Source organism: Hyphomicrobium sp., assembly GCF_041659645.1.
Lineage (GTDB): Bacteria > Pseudomonadota > Alphaproteobacteria > Rhizobiales > Hyphomicrobiaceae > Hyphomicrobium_B.
The window spans coordinates 185,739-204,549 of the sequence record NZ_JBAZXX010000005.1 but is presented as its reverse complement, the minus strand read 5'-3'; the positions used below and the strand labels follow the sequence as shown (position 1 = coordinate 204,549).

18 protein-coding genes and 1 riboswitch are annotated in these 18,811 nt (G+C 58.2%); of the genes, 3 read left to right on the top strand and 15 right to left on the bottom strand.

The window, feature by feature from the left end; translation table 11 throughout:
• Positions 1 to 9: 9 nt before the first annotated feature.
• From WC811_RS18900 to WC811_RS18835, 14 genes are all read right to left on the bottom strand, one after another.
• Positions 10 to 801, bottom strand: coding sequence for an urease accessory protein UreD (locus WC811_RS18900; RefSeq protein WP_372646970.1), 792 nt, complete (start codon positions 799 to 801; stop codon positions 10 to 12).
• A 22-nt stretch (positions 802 to 823) separates the two neighbouring features.
• Positions 824 to 1,519, bottom strand: coding sequence for an urea ABC transporter ATP-binding subunit UrtE (gene urtE / locus WC811_RS18895; RefSeq protein ID WP_372646968.1), 696 nt, complete (start codon positions 1,517 to 1,519; stop codon positions 824 to 826).
• Positions 1,520 to 1,531: 12 nt separating this feature from the next.
• Positions 1,532 to 2,299 (bottom strand): urea ABC transporter ATP-binding protein UrtD, encoded by a 768-nt coding sequence (gene urtD, locus WC811_RS18890; protein ID WP_372646966.1) that lies wholly within the window; start codon positions 2,297 to 2,299, stop codon positions 1,532 to 1,534.
• A gap of 11 nt (positions 2,300 to 2,310) precedes the next feature.
• A complete protein-coding gene (gene urtC / locus WC811_RS18885) occupies positions 2,311 to 3,465 on the bottom strand; it encodes an urea ABC transporter permease subunit UrtC (protein WP_372646965.1) in 1,155 nt (384 codons plus the stop codon).
• Positions 3,462 to 5,072: an urea ABC transporter permease subunit UrtB gene (gene urtB / locus WC811_RS18880; protein ID WP_372646963.1), complete on the bottom strand. Its 1,611-nt coding sequence runs from the start codon at positions 5,070 to 5,072 to the stop codon at positions 3,462 to 3,464. The genes urtC and urtB overlap by 4 nt, the downstream gene beginning before the upstream one ends.
• Before the next feature lie 76 nt (positions 5,073 to 5,148).
• Complete coding sequence (urtA, locus tag WC811_RS18875; protein ID WP_372647135.1) at positions 5,149 to 6,396, bottom strand: urea ABC transporter substrate-binding protein; 1,248 nt, start codon at positions 6,394 to 6,396, stop codon at positions 5,149 to 5,151.
• A 153-nt stretch (positions 6,397 to 6,549) separates the two neighbouring features.
• A complete protein-coding gene (locus tag WC811_RS18870) occupies positions 6,550 to 7,683 on the bottom strand; it encodes a porin (protein ID WP_372646962.1) in 1,134 nt (377 codons plus the stop codon).
• Positions 7,684 to 8,126: 443 nt separating this feature from the next.
• Positions 8,127 to 8,627, bottom strand: a complete 501-nt coding sequence (locus WC811_RS18865; RefSeq protein WP_372646961.1) for a DUF2165 family protein — start codon at positions 8,625 to 8,627, stop codon at positions 8,127 to 8,129.
• Positions 8,628 to 8,724: 97 nt separating this feature from the next.
• The gene (locus tag WC811_RS18860) at positions 8,725 to 9,009 is read right to left on the bottom strand and encodes a hypothetical protein (RefSeq protein ID WP_372646960.1); all 285 of its coding nucleotides are present in this window, start codon (positions 9,007 to 9,009) and stop codon (positions 8,725 to 8,727) included.
• Complete coding sequence (locus tag WC811_RS18855) at positions 9,006 to 9,680, bottom strand: hypothetical protein (RefSeq protein ID WP_372646959.1); 675 nt, start codon at positions 9,678 to 9,680, stop codon at positions 9,006 to 9,008. The genes WC811_RS18860 and WC811_RS18855 overlap by 4 nt, the downstream gene beginning before the upstream one ends.
• Before the next feature lie 65 nt (positions 9,681 to 9,745).
• Positions 9,746 to 11,134: an APC family permease gene (locus WC811_RS18850; RefSeq protein ID WP_372646958.1), complete on the bottom strand. Its 1,389-nt coding sequence runs from the start codon at positions 11,132 to 11,134 to the stop codon at positions 9,746 to 9,748.
• On the bottom strand, positions 11,131 to 11,316 hold the full coding sequence (locus tag WC811_RS18845) for a hypothetical protein (protein WP_372646957.1): 186 nt from the start codon (positions 11,314 to 11,316) through the stop codon (positions 11,131 to 11,133). Before WC811_RS18845 ends, WC811_RS18850 begins: the two co-directional genes overlap by 4 nt.
• A 9-nt stretch (positions 11,317 to 11,325) precedes the next feature.
• Positions 11,326 to 11,712 carry a hypothetical protein gene (locus tag WC811_RS18840; RefSeq protein WP_372646955.1) on the bottom strand — a complete coding sequence of 129 codons (387 nt, stop codon included), beginning with the start codon at positions 11,710 to 11,712 and terminating at the stop codon, positions 11,326 to 11,328.
• Positions 11,713 to 11,739: 27 nt separating this feature from the next.
• Positions 11,740 to 12,021 (bottom strand): hypothetical protein, encoded by a 282-nt coding sequence (locus tag WC811_RS18835; RefSeq protein WP_372646954.1) that lies wholly within the window; start codon positions 12,019 to 12,021, stop codon positions 11,740 to 11,742.
• Between the two features lie 524 nt (positions 12,022 to 12,545).
• On the opposite strand from WC811_RS18835, the gene WC811_RS18830 reads away from it, so the two are divergent.
• From WC811_RS18830 to WC811_RS18820, 3 genes are all read left to right on the top strand, one after another.
• On the top strand, positions 12,546 to 14,015 hold the full coding sequence (locus tag WC811_RS18830; RefSeq protein ID WP_372646953.1) for an HlyD family secretion protein: 1,470 nt from the start codon (positions 12,546 to 12,548) through the stop codon (positions 14,013 to 14,015).
• Between the two features lie 28 nt (positions 14,016 to 14,043).
• Entirely contained in the window at positions 14,044 to 15,996 is a 1,953-nt protein-coding gene (locus WC811_RS18825) for a glycosyltransferase (RefSeq protein WP_372646951.1), read from the top strand.
• 169 nt (positions 15,997 to 16,165) lie between these two features.
• Positions 16,166 to 18,220 (top strand): molybdopterin-dependent oxidoreductase, encoded by a 2,055-nt coding sequence (locus WC811_RS18820; RefSeq protein ID WP_372646949.1) that lies wholly within the window; start codon positions 16,166 to 16,168, stop codon positions 18,218 to 18,220.
• 20 nt (positions 18,221 to 18,240) lie between these two features.
• Here WC811_RS18820 and crcB read toward each other — a convergent pair whose 3' ends face one another.
• The gene (gene crcB, locus WC811_RS18815) at positions 18,241 to 18,672 is read right to left on the bottom strand and encodes a fluoride efflux transporter CrcB (RefSeq protein ID WP_372646947.1); all 432 of its coding nucleotides are present in this window, start codon (positions 18,670 to 18,672) and stop codon (positions 18,241 to 18,243) included.
• A gap of 49 nt (positions 18,673 to 18,721) precedes the next feature.
• A riboswitch (Fluoride riboswitch) is annotated at positions 18,722 to 18,783 on the bottom strand.
• Positions 18,784 to 18,811: the final 28 nt, after the last annotated feature.

Genomic DNA, 18,811 nt, shown 5'->3' with positions numbered 1-18,811 from the left:
TCCTCTATGCTAAATCGACCAGACTCTTGGCAACGCGGCTCGCGACAAGCGCCGCAAGACCTCCGCAACCGCATTTCGAACGTCCAATGGCTCACGCGCTGCAAATCGCACGACAAGCATGCCGTTCCACGCGCTTGCTCCGCCATCGATCACCTTCGCATCGAGAACGGTGCGCACGGATTGCAGGCTCTTTTCGGCTTTCGAAGACAAATAAACGAGCGTCGCGATAGCGCAGACGCCATTCCCGACCGCTGCCTTCTGCACGATATCCGAAATCTCGCCTTCGAGCCGGACATCGTCGGCAAATACCAACGAACCGCCACGACGAATGCGCCAGCGATCGCGAAACACACCGGCACCCAATCGCTCTCCGCGTGCGACCCGCCCAAACACCGTGATCTCAACGGCAATGACCGACGCGCTTTCGCTCATGTCGATATGAAGCGAGCGGCTCAATCCGCTGCCGTTGAACAGGATCGTCTCTTGCGGCATCCAGAGGAGGTTCGCGCCGTCGCCGACATCGATCTTCGCCGCGACCACCGCAGGCTTATCATCGGCTCGATAAATTTTCTCGGCCGATTGCGTCGTCAGGCAGACGTTGGACTTGCGGCCCAGCGCGAACGAAAGATGCGCTTCATCGCCGCCCGCCAAGCCGCCCGCCGTATTCAGCACGACCGCTTCACAACGGTCATCGGAATTCGGAATTCTAAGGCGCAGGCCGCCGGTCTCGAAGGTATCGATCAGCCGCGTCTTGCGTCCCGCACGCTCGAACACACCGCGAACTTCGGCGCGTGCACGCACGTAAGAGGGAATTTCCGGTCGGCTAGACTGAGACGCGTTGACGAACATCTGGCGATTGCAACTCTACTTGGCCACCGGACATCACGATAGATCCCCGCTCCATAACCGCAAAGCGGTCCGCAAGCTCTCGCGCGAAATCGAAATACTGCTCGACCAGGATGATGGCCATCTCGCCCTTGTTACGCAAATAGGAAATCGCGCGTCCGATATCCTTGATGACTGACGGCTGGATACCCTCTGTCGGCTCGTCAAGAACGAGCAGCCGCGGCTTCGTGACCAGCGCCCGGCCGATCGCGAGTTGCTGCTGCTGCCCGCCGGAGAGATCCCCGCCTCGGCGATGAAGCATGGTTTTCAAGACCGGAAACAACGTGAAGATTTCATCCGATATCTTCCGGTCGCCGCCCTTGAGCGGCGCGAAGCCCGTTTCAAGGTTCTCGCGCACCGTCAACAACGGGAAAATCTCGCGCCCCTGAGGCACGAATGCGATGCCGCGCCGGCAACGCTCATAGGGCGCGAGCTTGGAAATGTCCGCGTCCTCCCAAACGATTTTGCCCGATTGAATGGGATGCCGCCCGACGACGGCGCGCATCAGGGACGTCTTGCCGACGCCGTTCCGTCCAAGAACGCAGGTGATCTGCCCCGCTTTGGCATCAAGGCTGACGCCACGAAGCGCCTTGCCCGCACCGTAAGAAAGATCGATGTTTTCAACACTGAGCATCGGTCGCTCCCATCATCGGCCAAGATAAACTTCAATCACGCGCTCGTTCGCAGTGACCTGATCGAGCGGACCCTCTGCCAGAACCGAGCCCTCGTGCAAAACCGTGACACGCACGCCAAGCGCGCGGACGAAATCCATGTCATGTTCAACGACAACCACCGAATGATCTTTGGCGATGTCGCGCAGGAGATCGGCGGTTTGCACGGTCTCGGCGTCGGTCATGCCCGCGACTGGCTCGTCCACGAGCAGCAGCTTTGGGTCTTGACCGAGCAGCATGCCGATTTCAAGCCATTGCTTCTGACCGTGCGATAACGCGCCCGCTTGCCGCTTGCGATGCGGACCGAGTTTCGTGACTTCGAGAATCTCGTCGATACGCTCCATGTTCGCGGCACTCGTGTGCCAAAACAGCGTCGGCACGACGCGCCGGTCGGTCTTGAGCGACAGCAGAAGATTATCCTCGACCGTATGCTGCTCGAAGACGGTCGGCTTCTGGAACTTCCGGCCGATGCCGAGATTGGCGATGTTCGCTTCGTCCATCTTGGTAAGGTCAACACGGCCCCCATCGAACAGCACGTCCCCGGTGTCCGGCCGCGTTTTGCCGGTGATGATATCCATCATCGTGGTTTTCCCGGCGCCGTTCGGTCCGATGATCGCGCGCATTTCTCCCGGAGCGATCTCGAGCGAGAGATTGTTGATGGCGCGAAACCCGTCGAAGCTCACGCTGACTCCGTCGAGATAAAGCAGCGACTGCGAAACCTTGTGATCTTCAGCGTAGCGCATGATCGGTCGACCTAGTTAGCGGGCTGAGATGGAGATTCGGCTTCGAGTGACGGATCGAGCTCTTCGTCCTTGGCCCGCTTGAACTTAAGCTCGGACAAAGTTCCCAAGACACCCCTCGGCATGAACACCGTAACGAGGATGAAAATGCCGCCGAGAGCGAAAAGCCAGTACGGCGCCAGCATACCTGTCGTGAAAATCGTCTTCAGGTAATTGATGAGAACGCCGCCGAACGCCGCCCCGACGAGCGTTGCCCGGCCACCAGCGGCCACCCAAATCACCATTTCGATGGAATTTGCTGGCTGGAATTCGCTCGGATTGATGATGCCGACTTGCGGTACGTACAGCGCGCCAGCGACGCCCGCCATCATCGCCGACACTGTGAAGATGAATGTCTTATAAGCCTCGACCCTATACCCCATGAACCGCGTCCGGCTCTCGGCGTCGCGAATGCAAATCAGGATTTTTCCGAGCTTCGATCCGACAATCGCTTTCGCGATGATGTAGCCGAGCATCAACGCGATCGCCGAAAGGGAAAAAAGAACGGCGCGCGTCCCCGGTGCTTGTACCGAAAAACCCGCGATATCCTTGAAGTCGGTCAGACCATTGTTTCCGCCGAAGCCCATGTCGTTTCGGAAGAACGCAAGCCAGAGCGCATACGTCAGCATTTGCGTGATAATTGACAGGTACACGCCCGTGACACGCGAGCGGAAAGCAAACCAGCCAAAGACGAACGCGAGTGCGCCCGGCACCAACACGACCATCAGAAGCGCGAACGGTAAGCTGCTGAACCCGTACCAATACCACGGCAGATCATGCCAGTTCAGAAAGACCATGAAATCGGGAAGGTTCGGGTTGGCGTAGGCGCCCCTCGCCCCAATTTGGCGCATGAGATACATGCCCATCGCATAGCCGCCGAGCGCGAAGAAAGCTGCATGGCCGAGCGAAAGAATACCGCAGTAGCCCCAGATGAGATCGAGCGACAGCGCCACGAGCGCGAAGCAAAGATACTTTCCGAACAGCGCGACGCTCGTCGTCGAGACATGAAAAAACGACGTCTCCGGCACCACGAGATGAAGTACCGGCACGATGACGGCGAGCGCGGCGAGAATGCCGAGAAAGATCGGGCCGGTCCACCCATCCGAGAAAAGCGTGTTGCGTGTAATCATGCCTCGATCGCCCTGCCCTTCAAGGCGAAGAGGCCTCGCGGACGTTTTTGAATGAACAGAATGATCAATACGAGAAGGATGATCTTGCCGAGCACTGCGCCGGCCGTCGGCTCCAAAAGTTTATTGGCAACGCCGAGTGTCAAAGCGCCGACGAGCGTTCCCCAGAGATTGCCGACGCCGCCGAAGATCACGACGAGGAAGCTGTCGATGATGTAACCCTGACCGAGATTGGGCGAGACATTGTCGATCTGCGACAGCGCGACGCCCGCAAGTCCAGCAATGGCCGATCCGAGCCCGAAGGTCAAAGCATCGACGGCTCCCGTCCGAATGCCCATCGAACTCGCCATTCGGCGGTTCTGAGTAACGGCGCGCATTTGAAGACCGAGGCTCGTATATTTCAACGCCAGCAGAAGCGCCGTGAAAATCAGCCCCGCGAAAACGATGATCCAGAGCCGGTTCCACGTGATCGCCAGTTGCCCAATCGAGAATGTTCCCGACATGAACGACGGCGCGCCGACATCCTGATTGGTCGGCCCGAAAATCGTACGCACGGCCTGCTGCAAAACAAGGCTCACGCCCCATGTCGCCAGCAGCGTATCGAGCGGCCGCCCGTAGAGAAAGCGTATGACCGTGCGCTCGATCAGAACCCCAACCAAACCCGACACCAGGAATGCGAGCGGGATCGCGAATGCCAATGAATAATCGAAGAGCTGCGGCGCCCAGGACCGAATGATTTCCTGCACCACAAAAGTCGTGTACGCCCCGAGCATGACCATCTCGCCGTGCGCCATATTGATGACGCCCATGACGCCGAACGTAATGGCAAGGCCGATCGCCGCCAGCAGCAGAACCGAACTCAGCGATAATCCGTACCACAGGTTCTGCACGAAATTCCAAATCGTCACCTTGAACTCGACGGACTGCACCGCGCTGTCGGCAGCCTGCCGGATATCTCCCGGCGCATTCGCGGGCACCGACTGTAGAAGAACCAGCGCCTCCTGACCGCCTCGCGCCTTCAACGCCGCAATCGCCGGGAACGCGAGAGCCCTATCGTTCGGCGCCGATGTCAGGACAATCGCGGCTTTCGCCTCTTCAAGCGCCTGCTTGACGTCCCCATCATGTTCGCTCGCTAGCGCCGCATCGAGCGCCCCCAGTTTGCTCGCATCCCGCGATTTGAAAATCGAAGCGGCGGCTTCGAGCCGCTTGGACTTATCAGGCGATTTGAGCATCAGCGCCCCGAGGGCCGTATCGATCGTACCCCTGAGCCTGTTGTTCAGACGAACGGCCTTCGCATCTGCAGCGGGCGAGGCAATCGGCTGTCCCGTTGCGGCATCGAAATACTTGTCCGACAGATCCTTGTAGAAAACCACTTTCGTCGACGGACTGAAGTAAAGTCGACGTGCAGATGCGGCTTCGAGAATGGCCTTGGCCGTCGGCGCTCCGGAAACTGCAATTTCCGATATCGCCGCCTCGGATTCGGAAAAACTGTCAGCAGCAAATCGCGCCAGCGCTGTCGCAGGAAACGCAGCTTCATCAGCCCGCGCAACCGCACCCAGCAGGCCGAAGAAAATTGCAAAAGCGAAAAAAAATCGAATTTGAAAGAACATTACTTTTCCCTTTTTGGGAGGGAAACGATGCCGGAGCTTCCGCGCTCCGGCATCATCACGACTCTAGCTCATGACTTTACTGTGCGCCGCACGTCTTGGTGACGGTATTATAATTTCCGCACTTCAGAGTAACCCAATCGGATACGAGGTCCTTGGAACCCGGGAGGAAGTCCGACCACGCATCGCCGGGGACGAGATCCTTCGTCTGCCAAACGACGTCGAACTGACCGTCATCGCGAATTTCGCCTATCATGACCGGTTTCGTGATGTGATGGTTCGGCAGCATCTTCGCGATGCCGCCCGTAAGGTTGGCCTGCTCGATACCCGGAAGCGCAGCGATGACCTTATCCGGATCCGTCGACCCCGCCTTCTCGACAGCCTTCACCCACATGTTGAAGCCGATGTAGTGCGCTTCCATGGGATCGTTCGTAACGCGCTTCGGATTCTTCGTGAAGGCGTGCCACTTCTCGATGAACTCTTTGTTCGCGGGCGTATCGACGGACATGAAATAGTTCCAAGCGGCGAGATGGCCGACGAGATTCTTGGTATCGATGCCCGCAAGTTCTTCCTCGCCGACCGAGAAAGCGACAACCGGGATGTCGGTCGCCGAAACGCCCTGGTTCGCAAGTTCCTTATAGAAGGGCACGTTGGCGTCGCCGTTGATCGTCGAAACCACCGCCGTCTTCTTGCCGGCCGACCCGAACTTCTTGATGTCCGACACGATCGTCTGCCAGTCGGAGTGACCGAACGGCGTGTAGTTGATCATGATGTCTTCTTTGGCGACGCCCTTGCCGAGCAGGTACGCCTCAAGGATCTTGTTCGTCGTCCGGGGATAGACGTAGTCGGTGCCCGCAAGAACCCACCGCTTAACGTCGCCGCCGTCCTTACTCATCAGATAGTCGACAGCAGGAATGGCCTGCTGGTTTGGCGCGGCGCCGGTATAAAACACGTTTCGCTCGCTCTCCTCACCCTCATATTGCACCGGGTAGAAAAGGATCGAGTCCAGCTCCTTGAACACGGGAAGCACCGATTTCCGCGACACCGATGTCCAGCATCCAAAAACGACGGAGACCTTGTCCTGCGCGATCAACTCGCGGGCCTTCTCCGCGAAGAGAGGCCAATTGGATGCCGGATCGACGACGACAGCTTCGAGCTTCTTGCCGAGCAAGCCGCCCTTTTTGTTCTGCTCGTCGATCAACATGAGCATGGCGTCTTTCAGCGTCGTCTCGCTGATCGCCATCGTGCCCGATAAAGAATGAAGGATGCCGACTTTGATGGTGTCTTCGGCGTGTGCGGAAGCGGCAAAACCCGCAGCCAGCACCATACCCGCAAGAAATTTTCCGAGGCTACGATACAATGCACGAATGTTCATTGAGTAACTCCGTTATGAATACGCCAAAAAATGGAAGGAGACATGCGAACCTCCCGGGAGAAGGGATGAAGGCGCATGTCTCCAGACCCAGAAATTAAGTCCGTCTTAGAACTGAAGCTGAATGCCACCTATAAATCTGTTGATGTCTTCGTGACCGGCATTGTCGACATTCTGTTTGGAATAGAGAGCGGACAGCCGCGCGTCGTGTCCTTTGAGGATGTAGTTCGTACCAACCGAATATTCGCTGATATCCGGACCGTGATCCTGATCGAATTCCTGATAGCGGAACACGGGCTGGAATTTGCCTGGGCCGATTTTCTGGTTGATCAGGTAGCTCGTCAGAAGCATGTAGCTGTTGCCGTCGGCTAGCCCGTTGCCGACCAGATCGCCATCGATATTCTTCGCGCTCGTGTTGACGCCGCCGGTATCATAAATGTAGTAGGCGCCCTCAAGCGTGAAGACGTCTCCACCGAAGACCTTCTTCTGCATCAGGGCGTCGACGTTGAAGCCCGAGAAATCGCCCGAATTCACACCATCGGTGGCCGCGTCCTTTTGGAACTGACCGACGACTGCCAAAGAAAGGATTTCTTTCTCGCCGTAGTAATCGCTCGACGTGTAGTAACCGGACTCTTTATCCCAGAAGTCATATTGCAGACGACCTGCGAACAGCGGACCGCTCGCATCGGGATTGCTGCAACTGTTGTCGCCGGCCGTGCAGCCCTGAAAACCGCCAAGCTCATACTTGAACTTGCCGATATCACCCCACACCGCGCCACCGTTGTCGCGGCCAGCGAAGATCGCGGGATAGGCGCTGACGAATGGGTATTCCCAGGTGCCGAGGTAGTACGGACCGTCGAGGTTCGCTCGATCGCTCGGCGCCAACATACGGCCCGCCCAAACGTTGAAAGATGGCGTGAACTCGATCCGAAGAATGGCGTCCAGAGTCCGGATCCGCGAAATGTCGTTATCATTCGGATCGTGGTCGATTTCGGTGTTGTACGTGAACCCTATAATCTTCGTGAACTGTCCGTTCGCGTAGATACGCGCGCTGTTCAGCGAAAATTCGTTACTTTCATTGGCATCGGGATCGTGGATGTACTGCGCCCTGAGCCCGGCACCGATGCTGACCCACGAGTCATCGTCCCAAAGCTGAAACTTCTCTCCTGCAAAAGCGGCAGAACCACTTCCGAGAACCAACGCGCAGGTGGCGGCAGCCAATCCTCGCTGAATACGTGTCATAAGAAAATTCCCCCGGAATTCGACGAGAAGCCAAAGCCCAAAAATTCGAAGCAGAGCAAACACGACGCGAACTTGAGACGGTTGTGTGCAACTGCAGCATCATGACTCTAGTCACGATTTCGAAAATTCCGAAGCAAATCCAGGGACTTGGATGCGCGATTTCGCGCCAGAACATGCTCAACTTTCCGCCACCGCAAAAATGCACGCTGGCAAAAGACGAAAATTATTCGAATTCAGATGGATGCACGATTTTTATAATGTCGAAGCCGAAGACAGGACGTGCAACGCTGATCAAAGTCGGGGCATATGTCCGCTGGCTGATTAAACATCGAGTTGGAAATTCGCACCGCTGCCGTGGTCGATTTGTGACACGCTAACATCGCGCTTCGGTCGTCGAATGTCACAGATCACGAATCATCCGCGCCGACGAATAAGTTTCACCCTCACTCATCCAGATCGACGTCCGGCTGGTTCAAAAAGACGAGCACGGCCAGCACCGACACATAGAACCGGAACGCGCCCTGCTGCCCATTCCAGGCCTGCGATTCCCACATCGCGAACCATTCACCGCCCACGACCATAAAGCCGAAAAACCAGATGAGAAACGCGAGGGTCGCCGCCGCGACTGCGTAGCTCTTGGCCGCGTTGAATATCGAAGCCGGCGCCTCCCGAACGCGCCAGAGCGCGGCGGATCCGGCGATAAACAGAATGCCCGCTAAGCCCTCTGCCGCGATGATCGCCGTATAGGCGAGCTGCCAGAGCTCGGGACTGGAAATCGCCCGGTACTTAAGCCCGCTGTCGGGTAACGTGGTGTCCATGCTCAAGACATGTTGCACGAACACATAGTTGGTCGCGTAGTCCGTAATGTTATTGAACGTGACCAATAGGCAAAACAGGCCGAGCACGAAACACATGACGATCTTGGCGTAGCGCGTGACCCGCATGGCGAAACTCGATGTTCCCGATGACGTGCCGGATCATACCGCAACCCAAACCGGCGCAATGCCTTATCACGATTTGAGCCATTCGCCGAAGCCGTCTTCACGCCGCTCTAGATTTCCAGACCTCGTAGCGGATACGCGCGATTTTGTAGGCATCCGGAATTGAGAGCGCCCACACGAACAGGCCGCCCGCTGCACGGCCGACGAACGACTGTTCCGGCGTCGACAGATGCCAAGTCAGGATCGCGAGCAGCAGAGTGAAGAACGCGAAGCGTAGCCCGCGTTCCGGTTCGCCGATCGCGACGTGCCCCGCGCCGGGAAGAAGAATAGCGATGCCGAGAACGAGATAAGGATTGAGCGGCGGACGCCCGATGACAGAGTTCATGCGGCCCTCATTTTCCATCGTTCGTCGAGCGATGAACTGAGTTCGTCGAGATCGGAAAACAAACGGGCGAGCGTCCCAGGATCGACGCCCGCGTTCTCAAAACGGCATTGCCGAAAAAGTAAGTGCTCGCCGCGATGCCCTTCGGCCGCTTGCCAGATCAGGCGAACCCCCTTGCGCGTTACAGCCGCTTCCTTGGCGCGGGGATCGGAGAATATCCGCCGTAACGCCGATGACGACGCGTCGAGCGCATGTTGCGAATCCGGCCGATCTCCCTTCGCGACGATCTCCGTCGTCACGCCAGCCGGAGGCTCCAGAATGACGGAATGATGCCCCGTCAACGAATAGAATTCCGTTCCGCTCGGGCGAACGAGCAGCGAAAATTCCGGATGCGCCGGCCGCGCCTCAAGGCGTGTGAGCTTCAGCCAAAGTTGAGGCAGCCTGCGGATCGTCATGGTGTCGGGAAGAAGTTCGACCCGGATGAAACGGCCGTCGTGAAAGCCTTCCAACGTCGGGAACCCGTCACCGCCATGAGTAATGTCCGAACCCGAGAGTAAATCCGCGCAACGGTCCAGCAACGTCCGGCGTGCCGCCGTGACCTTTGCGTGTTCGCGCATCGCAACCGCCGCCGTGGTCGCCAGTCCGATGCCCGCGAGAGCAAGAGATAGGGTCATGCGAACTCCTCTGAATGAGAACGAGAACGGCGCGCCTTACCGGCCGCCGTTCTCCGCTTTTTACCTCAATAGCCGACCGGACGCGGCCACTGCATCGTGAACTGATCGCCACGCCGCACATATTGATAGCGGTGGAAATGGAACCACAGCGACGCGACGACGAAGAAGATCAGCATCGCGACAAGCTGCGTTCCATATCCGAGAAACACCGCAAAATAAGTTGCAGAACAAAGGATCAGCAGAACGATCGCGGGTAGCGGATGGAAGGGATGGATATAGCCCCGTTTGATCGTCCCCAGAGGCCACTTCCTCCGGAAAAGGATGACGTTGAAGGACATGTACGTGTAACCAAGCAATCCCGACAAAATCGAGAACGTGATCACCTGATCGAGCGGCGCGAAGTAAGCAAAGACAAGCGCCACCGGAACGAGGAACACGATCGAACGATACGGCGTGCGATTTTTCGGATGTACCGCGCCGAACCATGTCGGCAAGTAGCGGTCCCGGCCCATCGAGAACCATGCCCGCGACGCATCGTTGATGCAGCCGTTGGCCGATGCCAGCGTCGAGAAAACAGTTCCGACGAACAGCAGAACCATCAACGGCATCGAACTCGTCAGCCGCGCGGCGTCGAACAGCGGCGTTACGGCTTGGCCGAGATATTCCCAAGGCATCAGCCCGGAACAGACGTACCAAGTCATGGTCGCCGCAATCAGCAGCGTCATGATGCCGGTCATCGTCCCGAGCGGCAGCGAACGCGCCGGGGAACGAACTTCTTCCGCGGCTTGGCACGTACCTTCGATGCCGAGGTAATACCAGAGACCGAAGTGCAGCGAGGCGAGAACTCCGAGCCAGCCATAAGGAAGACCGGCGTTGAGCATGTCTTTATGGTTGAGCAGTTCGTGCGACCACGGTTTGACCGCCGCGAACAGAATGACGATCGCGATGAAAGCGATGGCCGTTAGAACCAGATTGACCGTCAACGTCGCATAGACGCCACGATAGTTGAGCCACGCCAGAAACACGATTGTCAGCACGATGAAAGGCTTGTCGTGGACATCCGAGAAGCCCGCCATCGTCCCCACGGCTTGCACCAGATAGCCGAGCGTGATCGCGTTGGCGGCTTCGAGCATCGTGTAGGCAAACACGAGATAGAGTCCGACATTGAACGCCATCAGCGGCCCAACGATGTGTTTTGCCTGAGCGTATTGACCACCGGCCGCCGCGACGGTCGATGTAACCTCGGAATCGATCATCGCGACGCAGGTATAGAGAAGGCCGGCCACCCAGCAGGCGATCAGTGCGGCGATCATGCCGCCTTTGCCGACCGCGAAGTTCCACCCCATGTACTCGCCGACAAGAACGATGCCGACACCGAGCGCCCAAACGTGCCCCGGCCCCAACACGCGAAGCAGCGAGATCTTCTCGCCATGAACGGCTGTTGTCTGGCTCATTTGTGCCCCCCTTGATGCGTCGGATCGATCACGAGCGTGTCGTCGATCTCGCCTTCCTTCGATGAGGTCAGAAGATCCTCGTCGTACGATTTGTCCGTCTTGATCATATCGAAGAGCATCCACAGGCCGAGAATGGCCGAGAGCGCCCAAGCGACGTATTCCAAAAGCTGGAAACTATTCATTGGCTGCCCTCACTTCTTTCCGAACCGTTCGTCGATGACTTCGCGATATTCGCTGCGTGAGAAAATGAATAGCAGCGCGAAGTATCCGACAATGACGATTGCGGTGATGGCGAGTTCGGCCACGTTGAAGCTGTAATCGAACCGCGACGTTATGATCGATGCCGCAGTGTCCGGCGTGAAACCGAGCTTCTCCCATTGCACTTGCTGCGCGGCGTTCTGACCGAGGCCGGCCCACGTGGATTTATCGGCTACCGCAAGGTCGATCTTACCGCCGCCGGCGAGCTTCAAATAAAGCGGCACGAACAGCGCAACGAGCACGAGGATCAGAAGAAAAACGCTATCGACGAATTGACCGAAGGCTGATTGCTTCGGCGGGTCATAATGTGATTTAGCCACGGTCCACCTATGCCTTTTTTTGCATTATTATTTTTTGAGATCGAGATAGTGCAGATCTAATCCGTAGATCTCGTCGCGCTCTTCGCTGAGATGAAAAATCATCGCGAGTATCGACGCCGTATTGAAAAGAATGACGAGGCCGCCGGAGATCATCAGAACCCATATGACTTCTGATGAGCCCGCATAGTCTTTCACTTCGTAGAAGACGAACGCGTACAGCAGCCAGAGCACGACGATCGCGGTGAGCGACCACAAACGATCGCCGGCGAACTTGCTCGCGATGCGCGGATCCGAGGACATTTTTTGCATTTTTTCTCCCTTGATCGCCGCCTCGGAGCCTTCAAAAGGGACAATCTCGAGCCGCTCAAATCGGCGAGCGTTCGATGCAAATACCCTTCGTCGCGCCCCTCGGATTGAGCGATTGGTACGGTTTCTCCCTGCGACAATAGTGACGCAGGGAGCTTGCTCGCCGTCAACATTTTTTCGTTAGACGAAACAAAGATTCGATGGTGCGACGCCTATATTCATGCCGCAGAGCGGCAAAGCCTCTCGTGGAAAATCAGAGCGTTATGCAAAGTGCGCCGCAACGAATGCGGGCCCGACGGCGTCAGGCGGCACGCGGCCGGATAGGCTCATGCCAGGAGAGTTACAACTCATCCCCGGGGCGACGAGACGGCCGATGTCTGATGCCAACGACTAAAAAAAGTCAGGCAAATCATCCAATTTGTCTCTATTCGGATCGATTTTAAGAACTCATTCATAGTATATGACAGTCTTAATTTATTTCTCGGCGATAGCCTTAACGCACCTCGAAATTGTTCGCGTGGGTGCAAATGTCCTCCAGACCAGCTGAACGTCCATCGCTCGTTACCAGCGGCGCGAAAGTGCTGTTGGCCCAGAGGCCTTCCGAAATCTCACCGGAGAGCGACGCCGAGGCTCGCGAAGACGCGGATTTCACCGCCGCCTCTCAACTCGCATATCTCGAAGCGGCAGTGACGGAATGGCATTCGCCAGCCCAGCTTCGCACGCCCACGCCGAACCGCGAGCCGGAGACCAAGGTCCCGGAAGCGCCGCCGACCACGGCTCCCGTTCGCGGCGGCCGTCGTCCGCTGATGTCGATCACCACTCTCAAGTCTCTCGTCGCTATCGCGATCGCCGTTGCGCTCGGATGGATGCCCGTCCAGCGGCTTCTCGCGACAACCAGCGCGGAAGCCGTCGTCAACGCCCGGATCATCACCATCAGAGCACCGATTGAAGGCGAAGTATCGTTGGCGCACGACGGAACGGACATCGGCAGTCCGCTTCAGACCGATCAGACAATTCTCACCATCCGTAATCCTCGCGCGGACACCGCCCAACTCGCAAATTTGATGCGCGAGCGCGACCAGTTGCGCACGAACGTCGCGGCGCTCGCGGCCAAGAGCAAACTTCTTAAGAGCAGCCTTATCGAACTCGACGCTCAGCAAGAGCGCTTCCGCCTCGGGCGCATCCAGCAAATCGAGCAGCGCGTGCGGGAGGCGGACGCCGACATCGCCTCGGCGCAAGCGCAATACTCGGTGGCCTTCGAAGCGCAGAAACGAGCCTCGTCCTTGCGGCGGACGGATGCCGTCAGTCAGGCTTTCCTCGATAAGGCCGAAGGCGACGAACGCGTCACGAAGCAAGCCATTCTCGCGCAGATCGAGCGTAAAAAAGGCATCCTCGTCGAACTTGATGCGGCGAAGAAAGGCACGTTCGTCGGCGATAGCTATAACGACACGCCGCAATCCGCCCAGCGCAAAATGGAAGTCTCGATCGAGTTGTCGGACGCCGAGGCGCGCCTAGCCGGAAACCGCACGGAACTTGCCGCGATCGACACTGCGATCGCCACAGCACAGACACGCCAGAACGAATTGTCTCTGGCCGACATTCGTTCGACCGTGAACGGACGCGTGTGGGAAATGTTGACCGCACCCGGCGAGCACGTCAACGCCGGTCAGAATTTGATGAAGGTCCTCGATTGCGGGAGCGCGATCGTCACCGCAAGCGTCAGCGAAACGACCTACGAAAGATTGGCGATCGGCCAATCCGCAACCTTTACGCCGCGCGACGGCGGCGCAATCGTGAAAGGCATCGTCGTCGGGCTCAATGGCCTCGCCGCCGTCGAGTCGAACACGGCCATCCAACAGAGTGCGCTCTCGCGTGAGCCCTATCACGTCAGCCTCAAATTTCCCGAACTCTCGAATGCCTTCGATTGCAGGGTCGGACGATCCGGCATCGTAAAATTCGGCGACGGCGGCAGCGTCTTCGCCGGCAGTATCTATTGACGAGCGCACCATGATATCAGCGGCGGGAATGGGTTACTTGGATGCGCTGCTCCCGGCCATCATCGTCGCACTGCTCGCGATCGCGGTGCTACCTTGGGTCAACCGCAGCAACACCGTCGTTCGCGCCTGCGCCGTACTTGTCGGGATTGCGCTCGGCTGGCGCTATATGTCGTGGCGAATTTTCGAGACCATTCCGTCCGCGGATCACCCGGTCGACTTCGCCACCGGCGTGATCTTTACCGTCGTCGAAACCTTGACCATGATCGGCGCGACGGTCTCGCAGTTGTTCTTGACGCGAACCCGCAATCGAACGGCCGAGGCAAATCGCAATGTCGAACGGCTGCTCGCCAATCCAAAGTTGCCGAAAGTCGACGTCCTGATCTGCACCTATAACGAAGACGAGGACATTCTAGAGCGCACCATCATCGGGTCCCTCGCGCTTTCATATCCGAACTTCCGGGTCTGGGTGTGTGACGACGGCCGCCGCCCATGGCTGAAAGAGCTCTGCACGCGTCACGGCGTCGGCTACCTCACACGCAGCGACAATGCCCATGCCAAGGCTGGCAATATCAATGCCGCGCTGAAGAGACTCGCGCTCCTCAAGGAAAAGCCGGATTTCATATCGATCCTTGACGCCGACTTCGTGCCCCTCCCCCAATTCTTGACCCGCGCCGTGTCGCTGGCGCTCGATGCCGATGTCGGCGTCGTGCAGACACCACAGCATTTTTTCAATCCCGACCCCATTCAAAGCAATCTGGCATTGACTCGCGTCTGGCCAGACGAACAGCGCTTTTTCTTCGACATCGTCATGGCCTCGAAAGATGCATGGAACGCCGCCTTTTGCTGCGGAACATCCTCTGTTATTCGCTTCGACGCGCTGCAAAGCGTTGGCGGATTTCCGACCGACTCCGTCACCGAAGATTATCTCGTATCCCTCCGGCTGCGGGAAAAAGGCTTTCGCACCGTCTACCTGAACGAAGCCCTTTCGCTTGGGTTAGCGCCGGAAGGTCTCGCGGAATATAGCGGTCAGCGCAGCCGTTGGGCGCTCGGCTTTATCCAGATTTGCCGCGGCCCGAGCGGACCTTTGAAACTCGGCAATGGATTGCCCCTCGTTGACCGCATCATGCTCTGCGAAACGTTTCTCCATTGGTCGGCCACCCACCTCTTTCGCTTGCTCGGCGTTGTCGTACCTGTCCTCTACCTATTGTTCGGCATTGAAGCCGTCCACGCCAATGTCATCGAGGCCATTTGGTATTTGGCGCCATTTCTCGTCGCTCAGTGCGCCATCTTCACCTGGCTGACCGAGGGCCGCGTGCTTCCGCTGATGACGGATCTCTACCAGATGCTCTGCTCGACGGACGTCTTGAAGGCCGTCGCCTCCGGCCTGTTGCGGCCTCAGGAACAAAAATTCAAGGTGACGGCCAAAGGCGGCGATCGCAGCAAGCAATTCTTTCAATGGCCGCTGCTCATGATTTTCGGCACGCTGCTGACACTGACGATGCTCGGCATCGCCAATACCTTTCTCATCGATCAATCGCGTCCGCTCGCGGAGTCGAGCGCCATCGCTCTGTTCTGGAGTTGGTATAACATCGTCGTGCTGACGCTGTGTTGCTACGTGTGCAGCGAGCAGCAGCAACGCCGCGCCGGTCAACGGTTCGATGTTCGGGTTCCGGTGAGGCTTGCCGCGCCCGGTTCCCTCTCCCAATACGAGGCGTCGGATATATCGGTCAGCGGTATGCATCTCCTCGGACAACCGCCCCTCCCGATCGGAAGCCCGGTTACTGTCCGCTTCGCCGGTATGAACGTCAAAGCCCATATCCGCCGGACGACCGGGAACGGCTTTGGGCTGGAATTCGAACTGACGGCGCAGACGAAGCCGCCGCTGCTCCAGTTCTTGTTCTCCGGCAAAGCCTCAACCGCCGTCAGTCAAATCAAGCCGCATCTCGTCGCCAAGGCGTTGGCCTTGCGCGTATTCCGATAGCTCGCGCATTTCAGCCCTCTGTTGAAGCCCCTGAACGACAAGCAGCCATAAATCGCGATCGGGCGCGACAACGGCACTTGTGCGATTGCCTTTACCGCCATTCGATTTCTGGACTAGTCTCAAACAGAGCGTTCCCTGTTTCAATGGCTTGCGATCGAACGCGCCCTGAATGCTTCCCGTGAGGTCGACGTCAATGGCAACGCAAGCAATCGTCAAAACGACATGTCCCCGGGATTGCTACGACGCATGCGGCATGCTCGTTAAAATGGCAGCCGATGGCGCGATTTCAATCGTCGGCGATCCCGACCACGACATGAGCAAGGGCAAGTTGTGCGGCAAATGCTCGATCGCCTACAACGGTGTTTGGCGCAGCAAATCCGATCGTCTTTCGATGCCCTTGAAGCGCATCGGGCCGAAAGGCTCAGGACAGTTTGCGGAAGTTTCCTGGGACGCCGCGCTCGCTGAAATCGCCGAGCGCGTGCAAGGCATCGTCGAGACCGACGGCGGCCAGGCCATCCTCCAGACGCATTACACCGGAACGTGCTCTCTGATCGCCGGATTATTCCCTCTTCGCTTCTTCAACCGCATCGGGGCGACGGAAGTCGACCCCGACACGGTTTGCAACAAGGCGGGACACGTCGCACTTCAGCTTGCCTTCGGCGAATCCACGCGCGGCTTCGATCCCCGCACCATCAACTCCAGCAAATCCGTTTTGATCTGGGGCGCGAACCCTTCCGCCTCCGCGCCGCATGTCCACGAACATTGGGTGTTGGGCAGCGGCATCCCGACCATTGTCGTCGATCCGATCCGGCATTTGACCGCCGAGGCCGCCGACATTCATCTCCAGCTCTTTCCCGGGACCGACGCCGCCCTCGCGTTCGCGATGCTCGCCGTCATCAAATCGGCCGGAAAGCTCGATCGGGATTTTCTCGATGCTCACTGCATCGGCTGGGATGATATCGAATCCCAGTTCGATGAGTGTACGCTGCCTTGGGCCGAAGCGATTACCGGCGTTCCCGCGGCGCTTATCGAGCAGGCCGCCCTGCTTTATGCCGACGGGCCGTCGCTTCTTTGGATGGGCCAAGGCTTCCAGCGTCAGACGCTCGGGGGCAACGCCATGCGCTCGGTCGCGTTGTTGCCGCCGGCCACGGGCAACATCGGCAAGCGCGGCGCGGGCTTCTTGTATCTCAACGGCTGGGATGCGCGCGGTGTCGATGCTGGATATCTTTCAGCCTCTCACCTCAATGCCGATCCCCAATCCGTCAGCCACATGGACCTCGCCGCACGGCTTGAGAGTGTCGAGACGAAAGCGCTCTTTACCTGGAATAACAATATCGCCGCTTCGAGCCCCGAGCAAACGCGCCTGCGAAAGGCTTTGACGCGCGAAGACCTTCTCCAGGTGACCGTCGACCTTTTCCAGACTGACACGGCGGATTACGCGGATTTCGTCTTGCCGGCCGCAAGCTTCCTCGAATTCGACGATGTGGTGATGTCGTACTTCAGCCATTCGCTTTCCGCCCAGGTCGCCGCACTCCCGCCGCAAGGAGAAGCGCTTTCCAATCAGGAAATCTTCCGCCGCCTCTCGCGTGCGATGAACCTGACGGATCCCGAACTCCACGAATCCGACGACGCCATCATCGAAACAATTCTCGATCAGGCGTGCCCCGGACTGGACTTCAAAACTCTGGCCGCCAAGGGCACGATGCACGTACCCGCCATCCCGACGGTGCAGTTTTCAGCCCACGACTACAAAACGCCGTCGGGAAAAATCGAGATGACCGGCGAGCCCTACGTTCAATCCGGACTGCCTTCCGCCCCTGGCCCCGCCGCGGAGCGAAGGCCCGCACTCGGCGAATATCGCATGCTCTCACCGGCATCCGAGTGGCTGATGAACAGCAGCTACGCCAACGACGCCAAGATCGGCCGAAGGCTCAAGCTCTGCGAAGCATGGCTCAGCCCTGCCGACGCCGAGACGATGGGAATAGCCGATGGCAGCCGCCTCGAAGTTCGCAGCAAGACCGGCGCTATCGAATTGAGCGTCGGCGTTTCCCCGGCCGTTCCCGCGGGCGTGCTTCTCGCACCGAAAGGACAATGGCCGAAAGCTTCGGCGTCCGGCGCCAACATCAATGTCCTCAATCCCGGCGATAAATCCGACCTCGCGCAAAGCTGTGCGGTCCACAGCATCAACGTCACGCTGACGAAGCCGCCAGCAACGCCCCGTTGAACAACAGTAGAAAAAGAGGCCTAAGCGTCTTCTTCAATTGCCGTCTGCGCGATCTCGGTCGCTCCGCCGTTGAAGCGCGCAGCGATGATGTGCCCTGCCGCAACCGCCAAGACGCAAAGCACGACTGACAGCGCAATATTCGCCGCCGCCCGATTGATCGCTCCGGCGCGGATCAGATCAAGGGTCTGCAGGCTGAATGACGAGAACGTCGTAAAGCCTCCGCACATCCCGACCATCACGAACAAACGCAGATCATCACTCACCGGATAGCGGCCATGGGCCAGCGTCAGAGTCCCGAAAAATCCGATAACGAATGATCCGGCGATGTTGATAATGATCGTCCCCCACGGCAATGAGCCGCTGATGGGAAGGGCAAGAAACGATATGACGTAGCGAAGCAGTGTCCCAATGGCGCCACCGAGCATGACGACAAGGCAACTGGAAAAGTTCATGAGCGACTCGCTTTTAGCAACGGATCGACGCCGCTTTCATACAGATGCGGCGCCTTCAGGAGTCATCAGCCACCACGGCGGTTAGCGGGGAACCCCATCTCCTCGCTCAATTAGATACATGAATTCTTCGGCGCGCCAA

What these genes read in the sequence shown, in the direction of transcription:
- urtE (WP_372646968.1), bottom strand. Translation starts at nt 1,519, where the DNA reads ATGCTCAGTGTTGAAAACATCGATCTTTCTTACGGTGCGGGCAAGGCG.
- urtD (WP_372646966.1), bottom strand. Translation starts at nt 2,299, where the DNA reads ATGCGCTACGCTGAAGATCACAAGGTTTCGCAGTCGCTGCTTTATCTC.
- urtC (WP_372646965.1), bottom strand. Translation starts at nt 3,465, where the DNA reads ATGATTACACGCAACACGCTTTTCTCGGATGGGTGGACCGGCCCGATC.
- urtB (WP_372646963.1), bottom strand. Translation starts at nt 5,072, where the DNA reads ATGTTCTTTCAAATTCGATTTTTTTTCGCTTTTGCAATTTTCTTCGGC.
- urtA (WP_372647135.1), bottom strand. Translation starts at nt 6,396, where the DNA reads ATGGTGCTGGCTGCGGGTTTTGCCGCTTCCGCACACGCCGAAGACACC.
- WC811_RS18870 (WP_372646962.1), bottom strand. Translation starts at nt 7,683, where the DNA reads ATGACACGTATTCAGCGAGGATTGGCTGCCGCCACCTGCGCGTTGGTT.
- WC811_RS18865 (WP_372646961.1), bottom strand. Translation starts at nt 8,627, where the DNA reads ATGCGGGTCACGCGCTACGCCAAGATCGTCATGTGTTTCGTGCTCGGC.
- WC811_RS18860 (WP_372646960.1), bottom strand. Translation starts at nt 9,009, where the DNA reads ATGAACTCTGTCATCGGGCGTCCGCCGCTCAATCCTTATCTCGTTCTC.
- WC811_RS18855 (WP_372646959.1), bottom strand. Translation starts at nt 9,680, where the DNA reads ATGACCCTATCTCTTGCTCTCGCGGGCATCGGACTGGCGACCACGGCG.
- WC811_RS18850 (WP_372646958.1), bottom strand. Translation starts at nt 11,134, where the DNA reads ATGAGCCAGACAACAGCCGTTCATGGCGAGAAGATCTCGCTGCTTCGC.
- WC811_RS18845 (WP_372646957.1), bottom strand. Translation starts at nt 11,316, where the DNA reads ATGAATAGTTTCCAGCTTTTGGAATACGTCGCTTGGGCGCTCTCGGCC.
- WC811_RS18835 (WP_372646954.1), bottom strand. Translation starts at nt 12,021, where the DNA reads ATGCAAAAAATGTCCTCGGATCCGCGCATCGCGAGCAAGTTCGCCGGC.
- WC811_RS18830 (WP_372646953.1), top strand. Translation starts at nt 12,546, where the DNA reads ATGTCCTCCAGACCAGCTGAACGTCCATCGCTCGTTACCAGCGGCGCG.
- WC811_RS18825 (WP_372646951.1), top strand. Translation starts at nt 14,044, where the DNA reads ATGGGTTACTTGGATGCGCTGCTCCCGGCCATCATCGTCGCACTGCTC.
- WC811_RS18820 (WP_372646949.1), top strand. Translation starts at nt 16,166, where the DNA reads ATGCTTCCCGTGAGGTCGACGTCAATGGCAACGCAAGCAATCGTCAAA.
- crcB (WP_372646947.1), bottom strand. Translation starts at nt 18,672, where the DNA reads ATGAACTTTTCCAGTTGCCTTGTCGTCATGCTCGGTGGCGCCATTGGG.